The sequence below is a fragment of the Paenibacillus sp. GCM10012306 genome (assembly GCF_042649265.1).
Taxonomy (GTDB): Bacteria; Bacillota; Bacilli; order Paenibacillales; family Paenibacillaceae; genus Paenibacillus_AQ.
Genome location: NZ_JBHRYW010000004.1, coordinates 19,317 through 34,445, shown reverse-complemented (window position 1 = coordinate 34,445; position 15,129 = coordinate 19,317). Strand labels below are relative to the sequence as shown.

Sequence of the window (15,129 nt, the reverse complement as noted above, 5' to 3'; positions counted from 1 at the left end):
ATCCTCCATAATATATATGACGAATGAAACACCATTTTGATTTCATATTTTTTGAAAAAAATAAATATTTTTTTGGTAAATTCCCCTCGGATACCTACTTTTCACCAAAATGATGCGGGTAAGAAACGTATAACCGCCATAAAAATACAAAAACCGCAAACCGGTTAATATCAAAAGCCCGGCTTGCGGTTAAGTGACAGGGACACAGCCCCTATTCTTCCTTGATCCACCATTTCTGTGGTTCAATAATATTGCCCATTGAGTTGACCCGTACGCCCTGCAGGCGCTTGTTAACTGCGGTTATGGTCTCCCGTTCGGCGAAGAAGATCATCGGCACTTCTTCATTAATCATTTTTTGCCACTTATAGTACACTTGTTTACGGTATTCTTTATCATAAGATTTCATACTAATTCCGTCACGAATTAGCTCTTCATTCCGCTGTGATGACCATCTTGGGTAGTTCCACAGGTCATTCTCCCGCCACAGACCAGATGGATCAGGATCACTGGCTAGACCCCACACTCCGTTGAACATTTCAATAGAGGGGTCATCATTTTCTACCGCATCGTAGAAGGCATTATACTCCTTGAGACCTCCATCGCTCAATCGAACATCCAGTCCAACATCCCGCCAGTTTTGGATAATAGCCGCTGTGCGTGGCCCAGCCATTGAGCTACCGATCATTGCATCATAGTGGATTTTGAATTTATTGCCCTGCGGATCTTCACGCCATCCGTCCCCGTCGCTATCCAAATAACCTGCTTGATCCAGCAGCTCCTTGGCCTTCTCAGGCGAGTACGGATACGTATTGATCTCAGAATCCGGGATTTTGGCCCAACTGCTTCTTGGAATCGGTGTTTCAATAAGTCGGCCCAGCCCATAGGAATAGGCATTGATAATACCTTGACGGTCCAGAGCGTAGTACATAGCCTGCCGTAACCTTTTATCCTTGAATTTCGGATTATCCATGACAATCTTCTGCGCATCGTTATCCCAGTGTCCAAATTTGAACCCGATATATTCATACGATAGCTCCGGTGTCTGCAATAGAACCACAGTATCCAGCTTGCTCAGGCTCTCAAAAGCATCGCGGGGCACCGTCTCGATATCAACTTCACCTTGTTCGAACAAACTGGTGATCATTTTCTCATCGGACACTTTGTACAGTACACCATCCAAATGCGCTTTTCCCTGATAGTAATTGTCAAAACGCTTCAGCTCCACGAGCTGGCCAGGCTGGATCTCAGTAATCTCAAACGGACCAATGCCGATGGGATGCTTCCGCACCTGGTCACTGTCCGGCATGTTCTTGACCTCAACGTCTGTGAAGTATTTCTTATTCATCGGGTATGGCCACAAATTGTCGATCGAGTTCACCCGTGCAGTCGCCATCGTAATTCGAATGGTATAGGGATCAACTACCTTAATGCCGGAGATTTCCTTAGCCTTGCTGGTATGATAAGCCTCCACTCCCTGGATCATTTCCACACTATAATAACGTGAACCTGTGTAGTCGGGACTTGCAATCGTTTCCAGTGCAAACTTCCAGTCCTCCACCGTCAACTCATCCCCGTTGTGCCAACGGATACCCGGCTTGATCTTGAAAGTGAATACTTTGTGATCCTCCGATTCCATCCAAGTGGCGATATTCGGCTTCGTTGATAAGTCATCCTCTATGGTGAACATCGCTTCTGTGCTGAATTGCAATACATTATAATCATCTTCACCTTCATAGAATGCAGGCTCAAATAGACCCTGGAACGGCGAAGCATATCCGTACGTAACAATACCGCCCGCCTGTGGCTTTTCTGCCGCTTCCGAGTGGCTTGCAACAGATAGAGTACTACTGGAGTCCCCTCCGCTGCACGCGGACACCAGGACTGCTACTGCTATCATAAGCAGCCACAGCGTGACCCCGCTTCTTCTCTTGTTAATCATATGTTCCTTCCCTTCTCTTATTCTGTGATGCCTTAGATGTCTGTGACAGGATGGATGAAAGACAAAGTACCCCCTTGGATTATAACGGGGCGCTCCTCTAAAGAAGAATAAACCATTGGTCAATTCAATATATGTCTGTTAAAAATGTTTAGTAGTCACCACTATACTCATACTATAGTAGAATATATACAATAATCCCGGCAAAGTGAAGCCTATAATTTAGCCAATACACCTCGCGCCTTGGCAAAATAGCGAGAAAAAGAGCCTGCCCCGTCAGGCAGACCCTTGTAACTTTGTTGTTTTTTTATCGATCCTCTTTCAGCTCGACAGTCAGTCCTTCCACGTGCTTGCGGCTCATCAGCTTGCGTTTCTTGCGGTTCTCCTTGCTCTCAAAAATAATATCCATATCGTAATCCTCCGGATACAGCTCCTCCTTCGAAATGTACGGCTTAAGACGTTTATGATTGACGCTTAGGCGCTGTTTCTGAATCATTATGCCGACCATCCCTAGCGAATCTCGTGGTGCGCAGACAATACCTGTTCTCCCCAGCGAGCTAACAAATACGGCATCTCCTATTTCAAAATCCCGTTTTGGAGCTTGAAGCTGTTGGCCCTCCGACCCTTTCTTATTCTCATTCCCCGTTATCTGTGCCTTCTCATTGGCTTGGTTTACAAGCTTGGTATTCCATGGAATGGTAGTCTCCTGATCTTGCCCCTGCTGTGCTTCTACAATTTGCCGAGAACGACGGATCACCTCGGCCCGAATACCAAGCTTCTCTGCAATTTGCAAGGCATAGCTTTCACCCGCTTCACCGATGGTTAGCCGATATAATGGCTGCAATGTGTCTTTGTCAAACTCCATTCGTGCATTCTGAAATCCGGGAGTGGCTGCGGCAAAGCTTTTCAACTCATTATAATGAGTAGTGACGATGATATTCGCCCCTTGGCGGCTCAGCTCTTCCAGAATCGCGATGGAGAGGGCGATCCCTTCCCCGGGGTCAGTACCTGCCGACAGTTCGTCAATCAACAACAGAACGCCCTTCCCGGCATGTCGCAGCATACCTTCAATACTCTTCATCTGTGCCGAGAATGTGCTGAGCGATTGCGCCAGACTCTGTCCATCTCCAATTACGCTCATGATCTCGGTGAAAATAGGAAACTCGCTGTCTTCCGCCACCGGAATCAGCAGGCCAGATTGTACCATAAGCGTCAGCAGGCCTAATGTCTTAAGCACCACCGTTTTCCCGCCCGTATTAGGTCCAGTCACAATCAGGGATTGATAGCCACTGCCAACGCTCAGGTTGATGGGAATCATCTCTTTAAGCAGCGGATGCCGTCCACCGTTCATGACCAGAACCCCTTGCTCATTCAGCTTAACGGCGATTCCCCCGATACTCCGGGCATATTTGGCTTTGGCGAAGATGAAATCATACGTCCCGGTGACCTCAATATTCAGCCGTAGCGCTTCCTGTTCCCCCTCTACAAGACCAGTCAGCATGCTCAAAATTATGGCCTCCTCGCGTGCTTCTTCTGCCGACAGCAGATCCAGCTCGTTCTGGAGCGCTGCCACCTCATCAGGCTCCACGTAGACTGTCTGCCCACTTGTGGACTGATCCAGCACACTCCCTTTGACTTGCTTGTGATACTCCCGTTTCACTGGTATGACATATCGACCGTTACGCATACTGAAAAGCTGTTCCTGCAAAATAGACTGGTGACGGGACATAATCCCCTCAATTTTTCTTTGCAGACGCAGCCGGGTCGCCTTCAGACGTTTTCGCGCCCGTTCCAGCCCCTTACTGGCTCCATCATCAATGGCACCAAAACGAATGCAGCGGTTAATTTCATCCTGTACCTGCCTTAGCTCCATCAGCGAGGACGCATAAGCGCCAATCCGTGGAGCGATTTGCTCCTTGGAGGCCATATATTTGCGCAGCTGACTGCAACTGTTCAGAAAAGTGGCCACCGCCGTGAAATCCTTCTCACTGTAAAGATATCCTGTTCCTATCAGGGACATAAGCCATTCCATGCCTTCCAGCGAAGGAATGGGGACACTTGCCCCTCTATCCAGAAGAGCTCTGGCCTCTTCAGTTTCTTCAAGCGCTCTCCTTATCCCCACAAGGTTCTTCATCGGTGCCAATTCCTGAACATAACACTTCCCAACATAAGAAACCGCGTGATGTCCAAGCTCCTCTTTAATAGATCTGTATTCCAATGTGTCCATACTTTGTCTATCCAAGCTACCTGCCTCCTTTGGCTTGCTTTCACTTCGTCCCTAACTGTCCCACAACGCAAAAAAGGGCAAAGAATGCCACTACGGCAGTCCTTGCCCTCATTTCCAGCTTTTGTCCTTTGTTAAGCTCCTGTGGACACTGCATAACTGCTGCAGAGGCCATGGAACCAAAAAAACCGTGCTGCAAGAGCACGGTTAAATACAAAGAGAACAACAGCCGTAAACAGGCTATTCGACGCTTCGTGTGTTCTTAACTAACTCATTCACCCTTCGGATATCAGAGACCGCTAACATGCGAACTCAAACAGAGCACGCCTTATTGTTAAGACGGGCCTTGCTGCCTTTTCCTCAGGTGATATGAAATTGCTTAGTTAAGAACGCTCACCAACATCAAAATTTCCCCTTTAGTTATCGGATAATTGTAATTTACTACATTATCCAGTTAACGTCAAACTTCTCGGGTCGATGCAATGAACACGTCAGTTATGGCGCCTTTCCTGAACACAACAGTCTGAGCACAACAATCTGAGCACAACAAAAAAGACAGCCGGTTGCCCGGCTGCCTCTGTAAAGCGTACTATTCCGTTGTGTAAGGCAGCAACGCGATTTGACGCGAGCGTTTTACAGCAATGGTAAGAGCACGTTGGTATTTTGCACTTGTGCCTGTTACACGACGCGGCAAAATCTTTCCGCGTTCGCTGATGAATTTCTTGAGAAGCTCAGTATCTTTATAATCAATGTGAGTAATCTTGTTCACAGTGAAGTAACATACTTTTTTACGCTTGTTGCGTCCACCACGACGTGCTGGTCTCTTGTCGTTGTCTCCGCCTTCTCTTTGTTTGAAAGCCATGTCAGTTCAGTCCTTCCTTATTAAAATGGCAAATCATCATCCGATATATCAATCGGTTTACCATCGCCCGAAAAAGGATCTTGAGTATTGTTGTTACGCGAGAAATTGTTGTTATTTCCGCGTCCACTGTTACCGCCATTACCAGAGCCACCACCATAGAATGGTTCTTCAGGCATACCTGCACCACTTGAAGTATTTCCACCTTCACGGTTCTGCGATGATTCCAGGAAACGGACATTATCGGCAATAACTTCAGTAACGTATACACGTTTGCCTTCGTTATTCTCGTAATTCCGTACTTGGATGCGTCCTTCTACGGCTGCCAGACGTCCTTTGCGCAAATAATTGGCACAGGTCTCTGCAAGCTGTCTCCAAGTTACAACTGGAATGAAGTCTGCCTCACGTTCACCGTTCTGGCCCGTAAAGTTACGGTCTACGGCAAGCGTAAACTGTGTTACGGCAACACCAGCGGGAGTATAACGAAGTTCTGGGTCACGGGTCAACCGTCCGATCAGAATGATACGGTTCAACAATTCTGTTCCCCTCCTTTAGAGCGATTGATTACAAAGCTTGTCAAAATCTTAGGCAACGTCGTTCGTGATGAGATAACGAATAACTTCGTCGGAAATCTTCATGATACGTTCCAATTCGGTAACAACTGCAGGTTCTGCAGTGAAGTTAACCAAAACATAAACGCCATCACGGAATTTCTTGATCTCATACGCAAGACGGCGTTTACCTTGCACGTCGTGCTTTGTAATTTCCCCGCCATTGGAGATGATGCCTTGGAATTTTTCGACTGCTGCTTGAACGGCTTCTTGTTCAATGTCAGGACGAATAATGTACATCACTTCGTATTTGCGCATAAATTTCACCTCCTTATGGTCTGCGGCCCCTGATCGAGTCAGGAGCAAGGATCGAGCACAAACATTAACTCGAACCATATTAATATACCAAAATGAACAGTCGAGTGCAAGCTATATTCTGGATGCAGTCAATCCTTTGCTACTGTACATGAACCCCTCCCTCTCCGCACACAATAAAGACGGACTTAATTACTCAAGAGGAGGATGATAACCATGGGTGAGAAGACAGAATACGAAAAGGGCGATAAAGCCCCTAACCCCGGTATGTACACAGAGGTCGGAGAAGCGCGCAGCTTCCACACTGAGATCCAGAATCCGAAGCGAATTCACATGGACAAGGGTGATACCTTTCCCGAAACCACCAATAAGAACCGCAAGTGGAAAAAGGTTGAGAAAGCACGGGTCCATTAATTTTTTTAAAAAGGGATGTATAAAAAAACTCAGCTGGCACATACTATTCTCAGGCAGTACAAAAGAGAGGTGTGGTTCCGTTGGACTTCGTAGTCGAACCAAATCACTGGAATTCTGAATCAGCATCTATTGTAAGTTGGGAACAGTAACAGCTGCCGCCTTAAAAAAGCGGCAGCGAGCACGAAGCCTATCGTCACTTTAGGGCTTAGACAGAGAAATTCCGAACATCAAAAATGTGCTGCCTCCTAAAGAAGGACCCCCGGGTCCTTCTTTTTGTTTGTTCGGGACAACAAAACGTTTTTCAAAAAAATTGAAACAAAAAAGCCTTCGTTCGGGGAACGAAGGCTTCGATAGTTGATATTAAGATCTAAATGGCGGAGAGAGTGGGATTCGAACCCACGCACGCTTTGACACGCCTAACTGATTTCGAGTCAGCCCCCTTAGGCCTCTTGGGTACCTCTCCGCAGCAAGGTTTATTTTAACATGCAGCTTGTCTTATTGCAAGCCTAATTATTGCTAGTCCCGCCCTCGGCTGACCGCAGGACCTTCTTCAGATTCTTCTCGAACTTGGCGCGAGGAATTAGCACGCTGTGCTGGCAGCCCGTGCATTTCACACGAATGTCCATCCCCATGCGGATAATCTCCATTTCATTGGTACCACAGGGATGAGGTTTCTTCATCTGTACCACATCACCAAGCTGAAATACCTTACGTTCCATTACTTCTCTTCCTCCCCTTTTTCCAGTGTTGCAGCCGCCTGTTGGCGCCCTTGAACGCCACCCGGCTTCTGACCTTCTTCAGTCGCTTCTGTGGCCGTCTTGTCCCCTTCCGCACATTCCTCAGACTCGGCCTTCTCGCGCGCCTCAGCTTCGGCCTCAGCGAGTTCCAGTTCGTATTGTTTCTCCAGTGCGTGCTTGATATCGCTTTGGATTTGTCGCTGTGCCTCATCGCGGGCATTGGGTAGACAATTCGCTGCCACACGGATCACATACTCAGAGGTACTCATCGACTGGATGCCCAGTATATTAGGGTAAGACAAGACATTGGCGTTACGTTCTTCAATCCCCTTCAGCGCCTCAGCGATAAGGCCAAGTGTGGACTCCAGGCTTCGTTCCATTTTAACCGGTACATCAACTACCGCTAGTGCATTAGCCAAGGAATAGTTGGTAACATTCGTAATGGAGCCATTCGGGATAATATGCATCTCCCCAGTAGAACTAAGCAGCTTGGTGGTTCGGAGTCCAATCAGCTCCACAGTCCCTTTATATGTGCCCGTCTGAATAACATCGCCAACTGCAAACTGGTCCTCCAGGATAATAAAGAAGCCGGTAATGACATCCTTCACCAGACTCTGTGCCCCGAATCCGATCGCAAGCCCAAGAACCCCTGCGCTGGCCAATAGCGGTGCCAGATTAAAGTTGAACTCTGAAAGAAGCAGCAGGATCATCACAAAATTGCAGATGACCGTCACCACATTTTTGAGCAATTCACCTACGGTAGTGAACCTTCGGGTGTTCGCAAGAAGCCTTCCCCCTGTTTTTCGATCAAGAGAACGATCTATCACCTTATAGACTACCTTAATAATGACCCTTGTCAGGATAAAAATAAGGAGAAGTCTCAAACCAGAGAATAATATATTGGTCCACATCTCAACATCCGTAATCAGATTCCAGATCTTATCTTTAAAACGAAGTGCAGCCTGTACCTGACCCTCAGTCGTAGCTTCAAGCACCCATCTATTCATGGTGTTCTCCCCCACTTTCAATCAGAACATACCCTTCAGTATTCTTCCCATAAATCCCACGAATCTCAATCCGTTGATCCACAATAATATGCCTTACCTCATCCAGCTTATCCCCTTCGAACTGAATGGAGATCGCACAGCCCGCTGTAATCTCCTTCGGGGTTGGAAAGATATCAATCTCAAGCTCTGCATACTCAAGCAGCATTTCGGCGCGCAGCGCCTGCTGGGTAGAGTCAAAAGCAATCAACATCTCATCCTCCATCGCTCTCACGCCTCCTTTTTGGGTATCTTGTCCTATCTCTTGCTGCCATAGTATAAAATCGTTCTTCCATCCATATACTAGATATCATCAAATAGAATCAGCATCAGAAAGGAAGATGAGATGAACTCGCCCAAAGCATCATCCATGCAAGAATTGTCCTGTTTAAAAATATCACATACTGATCCTGATATCTATTCCGCCATCACGCACAGACTGCTCTTCCATTTTGCCCGCACCACTGCTGACACTCAGATTGTGGTCGTCTGCATCGGCACAGACCGCAGTACAGGCGATTCTCTCGGACCGCTTGTAGGCACAGCACTCACCCGCTTTCACAGCCCGTTATTCGAGCTCTACGGAACTCTGGAGGAACCTGTCCATGCCGTGAATCTTGAAGAGACCCTGGCACTAATAAATGATAGATACAGCAATCCGTTCATTATTGGAATTGACGCCTGCTTGGGCCATTCCACCAGTGTTGGGTGCATACAAGTCGTGGACGGTCCACTCAAGCCTGGTGCTGGCGTAAATAAACAATTGCCGCCGGTAGGCGATATCCATTTGACAGGAATCGTTAACGTCGGCGGCTTTATGGAATACTTTGTACTTCAGAACACCCGATTAAGTCTGGTGATGCGATTGTCAGACATTATCGCTTCCAGCCTCTATTCTGCCCTGAAGCAATGGAATCTTCATTCTAAGACCGCTGCTGCGCGAGAGCAATAACCTCTTTTTCCTCCGGGGACAGCGGGTATTGCGATTCACCGTTCTGTAGTGGCTTGGAATAAATGTAGGAGTTCTCACGGTTGTGGAGGCTGGTCAGCACGACCCCACTGCGCTCATCGTCCAGAACAGCCAGGGAGAAGCTCAGGTCGCTGCCCCGTTCACCAAAAGCATTGTAACGCTTTAGCGCTACATTGGATTTCATACTGCGAATTTTCAACTGGGCAGCCTCCAATTGGGCAGCTTGATCACGCATTCCATCTTCCAGCATATCGCTTTGATTTTTCAAATCAATCAGCAAGCTTTCCAGATCTTCTACCCCTGTGGCGGTCATCATCGCCTCGTATCTGCGTTTCATTTTACGCAGTCTGCTACCCTGCACCATGGCCACAATCAACAGCACCAGAATTAACACCGTGAACCCCAATACAAACCACTGTAACTGCTCATTAATCAATTGATTCATTTCTGACATGAACGGACCATCCTTTTTATTTGGTGCTGCGGGCACTACCGTAGAGTTCTTTCATAGCTGCCAGCATTCTACTTATATCTTGTTCGGTTGAATCAACACCTACACTTGCCCTGACGGCCCCACTGGTCAGCGTATTCACTGCCGTGTGGGCCAAAGGCGTACAATGCATCCCTGCGCGTACAGCTATATTGTATTCACGATCCAGTCGATGAGCAATTTCAGCAGAGTCATGCCCTTCAATCACGAAGGACACAATACCACTTCGCGGGGCCCCAAGCGCAGGACCTAACAGTCGAATACCTGGAATGATGGACAGACCCTCCATCAGCGTTTGAGTCAGACTCCATTCCCGTTCGTGAATTACGTTTACTCCAATAGATCTGACTTTTTTCACACCTGCCATGAGCCCGGCTATCCCCACTGCGTTCTGTGTCCCTGCTTCATACCTGTCTGGGCGGACCAAAGGCTGTTCGATATTCTCAGACTGACTTCCCGTCCCTCCAAGCATTAGCGGCTCCAGATCCAGATGTGGTGCAATATACAACCCACCCGTTCCTTGCGGACCCAGCAATCCCTTATGTCCAGGAAATGCTAGCAGATCAATGTTCATCGAAGACACATCAATATCTAGCGCCCCTGCGCTCTGTGCACCATCCACCAGAAATATTGCGCCATGAGCTTTTGCCAGATCACCAATATCACCTATCGGAAGAATACTGCCTAACAGGTTGGAGCTGTGATTACAGATAACCATCTTAGTATTATGCTTAAATGCCGTCTGCAATTCCTGCAGATTAAGCTGCCCTTCCTCATTCACCCGAATGTAATCCACTTCAAGCTCCTGAGTCTTCCGCAAATACTCCAACGGACGGCGAACAGAATTATGTTCAGTCATTGTCGCGATGACATGGTCCCCAGCACGCAATGCCCCTCTGATTGCCATATTAAGACCCATAGTCGTGTTGTGAGTAAAAGCAATATCCTGCGCATTGGACACTCCGAATAAATCCGCCAATAAACTGCGAGTCCGCATCAACACACGTCCAGCGCCCATAGCCAGGGAATGATTACCTCTACCTGCATTCGCTCCGGAATGCTGCAGGGCATCCATCATAGCTGAAGCTACCTCTGGTGGTTTAGGCCAAGAAGTGGCTGCATGATCCAGGTACACCAACTTTTCCACGCTCCGCCACCTTCCATTCTATTTTGACTGAATCAATTCCATAAATCCATAAGTGAGACTTTGATCATCGACCTATTCGGATTGAAATCCGCATTATGAAATTGATTTGACTTTAAAAAACATACCCCTCCTTATCCGTTCCAGGATATCTCAGGATATGTTTTTCAATACCTAGTGCTCATAGGTTACCCAACAACTCCAAAAGTCTTTCCAAGTCTTGGGCGCTGTAGTAATTCAGCTCGATCTTTCCTCTTTCTTTGCCCTGCTTGATCTTAACGGTTGTCTTGAATCGTTCTCGCAACAACTCTTCAACATTATCGATATAAGGATCACGTTTCACGGTTTTCGTCTTGTTCGCGCCTGCCGGTTTGCGATCCAGATTTTTCACCGTTTCCTCAAGTTCCCGCACGCTCCACTCTTGCTCCACACACTGCTTAGCCAACTGTTTGACCAGTTCAGCATCCTTCAATGCGACGATAGCACGAGCATGTCCCATAGAAATTGTTCCACGTGAAACATATTCCTTTACTTCCTCTGGCAAAGATAGCAGCCGCAAGAAATTTGCGATATGCGATCTAGATTTTCCAACTTTGAGAGAAAGTTCCTCTTGAGTTAACGAGAACTGATCCATCAGACCTTGGTAGGCAACAGCGATTTCCATAGCATTCAGATTCTCGCGCTGCAAGTTCTCGATCAACGCAATCTCCATAACCTGCTGATCACTCAGGTTGCGAACAACCGCCGGGATGGTTGCTTTGCCACAGTATTGGGAAGCACGGAATCTGCGTTCCCCGGCAATAATCTCATACCCCTTTAGCACACTGCGTACAATGATCGGTTGGATGACACCATGTTGCCGAATGGATTCTGCCAATTCCTGAATGGCCTCTTCGTTGAAATCTTTACGAGGCTGATAAGGGTTAGCGCGAAGCTGTCCTAACGAGATTTCTACCACCTTATCATCTTCATTAATAGACAGGGACGGGATCAATGCATCCAGCCCTTTACCCAAACGCTTACTCATAAGAAATCACTTCCTTTGCCAACTCTAAATACACTTCCGCTCCCTTAGAGCGGGAATCATACGTAATGATAGACTGTCCATGAGACGGAGCCTCACTAAGCCGTACATTTCGTGGAATAATCGTTTTATATACCTTTTCCTGGAAATACTTCTTAACCTCTTCAATGACTTGAATTCCCAGATTGGTCCGAGCATCCAGCATAGTCAGTAGTACGCCTTCAATCTTCAGTTGAGGATTCAAGTTCTTCTGAACAAGTCGTACCGTGTTCAATAGTTGACTCAATCCTTCAAGCGCATAATACTCACACTGGATCGGTATAATCACAGAGTCCGCAGCAGTCAAAGAGTTAATGGTTAATATCCCCAACGAAGGCGGACAGTCAATAATGATGTAATCATAATTCGCCTTAACTGCATTCAGGGCTTTCTTCAGCTTGAGCTCCCGTGAGATGGTGGATACCAATTCAATCTCCGCACCTGCGAGCTGAATGGTGGCAGGAATGATATGTAGACCCTCAATTGTGGTCTCCAGAATCGTTTCCCCGGGTTCGGCTTCATTGATTAGAATATCATAAATGCAATTTGCTACATCTGCTTTGTTGATGCCAACGCCGCTGGTAGTGTTGCCTTGAGGGTCGATATCGACAAGAAGCACTCTCTTTCCCAGAGTAGCCATGCCGGCACCCAGATTCACAGAGGTCGTTGTTTTACCGACACCACCCTTTTGATTTGCTATGGCAATAATCTTGGACACTTATTTCACCTCGAATAGTTAGGAAGAGTCTTCTTGTAGGTCGCAAGTAGAAACGGCGTTGCTGACCTGATGGACAGCATCACTTTCTGCGAGAATTATAAGCAAAGCATCTATGGATGCCTTTCCGAAGAAGCAGGCGGTATAACATTATGAATATTCGCTGTACATCCTTGGCTAAGCCACAGAAAAGGCGACCAAACACCACCGGGTCGCCTTCAGCTATTGAAACAATTTATCTTTTAGGAATTTGGATTACAATCTCGTAATGGTCACCACGGTCGTTCTCCGACGTTTTGATTTCCATCCCCGAGCCTGACACCATATCAATAGATTGACGAATTGTATTAAGAGCTAGACGAACATCCTTTGTATAGGAAACCCGTTTTGTTTTTTTAATTTGTGATACTTCTTTATAAAATGCGATACGCGCTTCTGTTTGTTTAACATTCAATCCCTTGGAGATAATCTCCTCCAGAACCTTCAGCTGCATTTCCAGACTATCCAGAGACAACAATGAACGTGCATGTCTTTCTGTTATCTGGCGTTCCATAAGCGCTGTCTTCACTTCTTCAGGAAGCTGAAGCAGTCTGATTTTATTAGCGATAGTAGATTGGCTCTTACCGATCCGTTGCGCCAGGCTTTCCTGGGTCAATTGATGTAAATCAATCAATTTCTGATACGCGTAGGCTTCCTCGATAGCGGTCAGATCTTCGCGCTGCAGGTTCTCAATCAATGCAATAGAGGCCGCCTGGGAATTATTGAACTCGCGAACAATAGCTGGAATGGTCTCCATACCGAGCTTCTTCACAGCCCGCCAGCGACGTTCACCGGCAATGATCTCATACTGTGAATCGCGCATACGAACCACTATAGGTTGAATCACGCCATGTGTCTTTATCGTCTGGCACAGCTCGTCTATCTTCTCGTCATCAAATATCGTCCGTGGCTGATAAGGACTGCTGATGACCTCATGAACCGGGATTTGTTTGACCTCATCTCCGCTGCTCCGCTCGGTAAATCCAAAAAGCTTGGTGAATTGTTCTTTCATTCCGTTCATAACCACCTAATTTCGTTATAGTACGATCTTCTTGACCTTTTTCCCGGTAAAAGCATATCGTACAGCAATGGAAACTGCTCGCCTAGGCCAGCAAGTTCTTCCCTCTCCCCCGCTATAAATGCCGAAGAGAGCCTTATTCCGCTATAAAATTCTTACTATATTATTCTATCACTTTTTCTTCTATAATCCTATTCTCCGTAAAGACCTATTTTTCCTGCATTTATCAAATATGCGTCTCTTTACATTTCACAAGGAGGTGTCGTCTCTTGCATTGCTACTTTAAATATTGCCCTTAGACATAAGCCCTTCTCACCTTTTGCATAAGCCCCACTATTTTTTAAAGAAAAGGACATCTATTTATTGAACTTAAGGGACTAACTTTGGGATCGGCGTCGTTCCGGTGAAGCTTGGACTTCCGATCGCTGTAGTTCCCAGACTTCTATTTAACCCCTGCTAGCGATTGAAATACGAAGATAAGCTATGCTTCCGAAGCTAGCCTTCCTACGAAACAATTTCAGGGGATCGCTATCCCTCCTACAGTTACAATCTCCCCTTCACTCTTTCTCACTTTTCGTTTTCTTTCTTGAGTTCAGCTTATAATAGGCACCCCTCTCCATTAAGAAGCAAAATGATCCCTATCGCTCTCTCCGTTCAGCTACCACTCCCGAATAATCAAAGCAGGTGCTTTGTTCATTTCACATATGACGGCCAACACTTTAATGCCGTATACCGAAATCACAGTTTATGAACTGCTCACAAGGGAAGGCTCAGGATCTACAACACATTTTTGTCTTCATAAAAAAAGCCGCCCTCATCTTCAACGATGAGAGCGACTCTTGGGATATCACGATAAATCTATAGCTGCTGATGTTTCACGTGAAACATTTATACCAAAGGTGTCTTGGCGGGAATTCCCGCCTTACGCGGATACTTCGCTGGTGTAGTAGCTGTCTTACTAACCAGAATAATGTGCCGCGCCGATTCCTCTACAGGAAGTTTGAAAGGCTCTACCTTAATAAGTTGGCCTCGCAATTCCTTCAAGCTGTACTTGGCTTCCGTTAATTCCTCAGCAGGATCGCTGCCCTTCATGGCTGCGAAGACGCCATCCTTCTTGACAAAAGGAAGACAGAACTCGTTCAGCAGTGCCATCCGTGCCACTGCCCGGGCTGTCACTACGTCATAAGCATCGCGGTGAGCACCCTGTCTAGCGATATCTTCAGCACGTCCATGAATTAGCTGTACACCCTCCAGCTGCAACGTATCGCAGATATGCTGGAGGAATTTGATCCGCTTGCTGAGAGAATCCACAATCGTCAGCTTTAGATGGGGGAAGCATATTTTCAGAGGAATACCTGGAAAGCCCGCACCCGAGCCGATATCCGCCAAGCTTCCTCTCTCCTCCAGATTGAGGTAAAAGGCCAGCGAAATAGAATCGTAAAAGTGCTTGGTATAGACCTGATCTCGTTCGGTAATCCCGGTCAGATTCATCTTCTCATTCCAGGATACCAATTCTTGATAATAAAGCTCGAATTGATGCAGCTGAGTGGAATTCAGTCTTATCCCATGCTGCTCCAGAAGCTCTGTAAATTGTGCTACAGTCTGATCCAT

The 15,129-nt window shown here is 46.8% G+C and carries 16 protein-coding genes and 1 tRNA gene; 2 read left to right on the top strand and 15 right to left on the bottom strand.

Annotation, left to right across the window (positions count from 1 at the left end; translation table 11 throughout):
* Positions 1-211: 211 nt before the first annotated feature.
* From opp4A to rpsF, 5 genes are all read right to left on the bottom strand, one after another.
* Positions 212-1,939, bottom strand: coding sequence for an oligopeptide ABC transporter substrate-binding protein (gene opp4A, locus ACFORK_RS11040; RefSeq protein ID WP_379198684.1), 1,728 nt, complete (start codon positions 1,937-1,939; stop codon positions 212-214).
* Positions 1,940-2,243: 304 nt separating this feature from the next.
* Positions 2,244-4,178, bottom strand: a complete 1,935-nt coding sequence (locus ACFORK_RS11035; protein ID WP_379198682.1) for an endonuclease MutS2 — start codon at positions 4,176-4,178, stop codon at positions 2,244-2,246.
* 571 nt (positions 4,179-4,749) lie between these two features.
* Positions 4,750-5,022, bottom strand: coding sequence for a 30S ribosomal protein S18 (gene rpsR / locus ACFORK_RS11030; RefSeq protein WP_019914552.1), 273 nt, complete (start codon positions 5,020-5,022; stop codon positions 4,750-4,752).
* Positions 5,023-5,042: 20 nt separating this feature from the next.
* Positions 5,043-5,555, bottom strand: coding sequence for a single-stranded DNA-binding protein (gene ssb, locus ACFORK_RS11025; RefSeq protein ID WP_379198680.1), 513 nt, complete (start codon positions 5,553-5,555; stop codon positions 5,043-5,045).
* 48 nt (positions 5,556-5,603) lie between these two features.
* Positions 5,604-5,888 (bottom strand): 30S ribosomal protein S6, encoded by a 285-nt coding sequence (gene rpsF / locus ACFORK_RS11020; RefSeq protein ID WP_025706808.1) that lies wholly within the window; start codon positions 5,886-5,888, stop codon positions 5,604-5,606.
* A 213-nt stretch (positions 5,889-6,101) separates the two neighbouring features.
* Here rpsF and ACFORK_RS11015 point away from each other — a divergent pair, with 213 nt between their 5' ends.
* Positions 6,102-6,299: a YjzC family protein gene (locus tag ACFORK_RS11015; RefSeq protein WP_379198677.1), complete on the top strand. Its 198-nt coding sequence runs from the start codon at positions 6,102-6,104 to the stop codon at positions 6,297-6,299.
* Positions 6,300-6,671: 372 nt separating this feature from the next.
* On the opposite strand, the gene ACFORK_RS11010 is transcribed toward ACFORK_RS11015, so the two are convergent.
* The 4 genes from ACFORK_RS11010 to ACFORK_RS10995 form a co-directional block, all read right to left on the bottom strand.
* Positions 6,672-6,762, bottom strand: a tRNA-Ser gene (locus ACFORK_RS11010).
* A gap of 43 nt (positions 6,763-6,805) precedes the next feature.
* Positions 6,806-7,018: a DUF951 domain-containing protein gene (locus ACFORK_RS11005; protein WP_379198675.1), complete on the bottom strand. Its 213-nt coding sequence runs from the start codon at positions 7,016-7,018 to the stop codon at positions 6,806-6,808.
* Positions 7,018-8,043: a mechanosensitive ion channel family protein gene (locus tag ACFORK_RS11000; protein ID WP_379198673.1), complete on the bottom strand. Its 1,026-nt coding sequence runs from the start codon at positions 8,041-8,043 to the stop codon at positions 7,018-7,020. Before ACFORK_RS11000 ends, ACFORK_RS11005 begins: the two co-directional genes overlap by 1 nt.
* Positions 8,036-8,305 carry a putative Se/S carrier protein gene (locus ACFORK_RS10995; protein WP_379198671.1) on the bottom strand — a complete coding sequence of 90 codons (270 nt, stop codon included), beginning with the start codon at positions 8,303-8,305 and terminating at the stop codon, positions 8,036-8,038. The genes ACFORK_RS11000 and ACFORK_RS10995 overlap by 8 nt, the downstream gene beginning before the upstream one ends.
* Before the next feature lie 120 nt (positions 8,306-8,425).
* On the opposite strand from ACFORK_RS10995, the gene yyaC reads away from it, so the two are divergent.
* Positions 8,426-9,031: a spore protease YyaC gene (yyaC, locus tag ACFORK_RS10990; RefSeq protein ID WP_379198669.1), complete on the top strand. Its 606-nt coding sequence runs from the start codon at positions 8,426-8,428 to the stop codon at positions 9,029-9,031.
* On the opposite strand, the gene ACFORK_RS10985 is transcribed toward yyaC, so the two are convergent.
* From ACFORK_RS10985 to rsmG, 6 genes are all read right to left on the bottom strand, one after another.
* A complete protein-coding gene (locus ACFORK_RS10985; RefSeq protein ID WP_379198667.1) occupies positions 9,003-9,503 on the bottom strand; it encodes a DUF4446 family protein in 501 nt (166 codons plus the stop codon). The genes yyaC and ACFORK_RS10985 overlap by 29 nt on opposite strands.
* Positions 9,504-9,519: 16 nt before the next feature.
* Positions 9,520-10,686: an aminotransferase class V-fold PLP-dependent enzyme gene (locus ACFORK_RS10980; RefSeq protein WP_379198665.1), complete on the bottom strand. Its 1,167-nt coding sequence runs from the start codon at positions 10,684-10,686 to the stop codon at positions 9,520-9,522.
* 178 nt (positions 10,687-10,864) lie between these two features.
* Positions 10,865-11,710: a ParB/RepB/Spo0J family partition protein gene (locus tag ACFORK_RS10975; RefSeq protein ID WP_379198663.1), complete on the bottom strand. Its 846-nt coding sequence runs from the start codon at positions 11,708-11,710 to the stop codon at positions 10,865-10,867.
* Positions 11,703-12,464: a ParA family protein gene (locus tag ACFORK_RS10970; protein WP_379198661.1), complete on the bottom strand. Its 762-nt coding sequence runs from the start codon at positions 12,462-12,464 to the stop codon at positions 11,703-11,705. Before ACFORK_RS10970 ends, ACFORK_RS10975 begins: the two co-directional genes overlap by 8 nt.
* A gap of 232 nt (positions 12,465-12,696) precedes the next feature.
* A complete protein-coding gene (gene noc, locus ACFORK_RS10965; RefSeq protein WP_379198659.1) occupies positions 12,697-13,512 on the bottom strand; it encodes a nucleoid occlusion protein in 816 nt (271 codons plus the stop codon).
* A gap of 894 nt (positions 13,513-14,406) precedes the next feature.
* On the bottom strand, positions 14,407-15,129 hold the full coding sequence (rsmG, locus tag ACFORK_RS10960) for a 16S rRNA (guanine(527)-N(7))-methyltransferase RsmG (protein WP_379198657.1): 723 nt from the start codon (positions 15,127-15,129) through the stop codon (positions 14,407-14,409).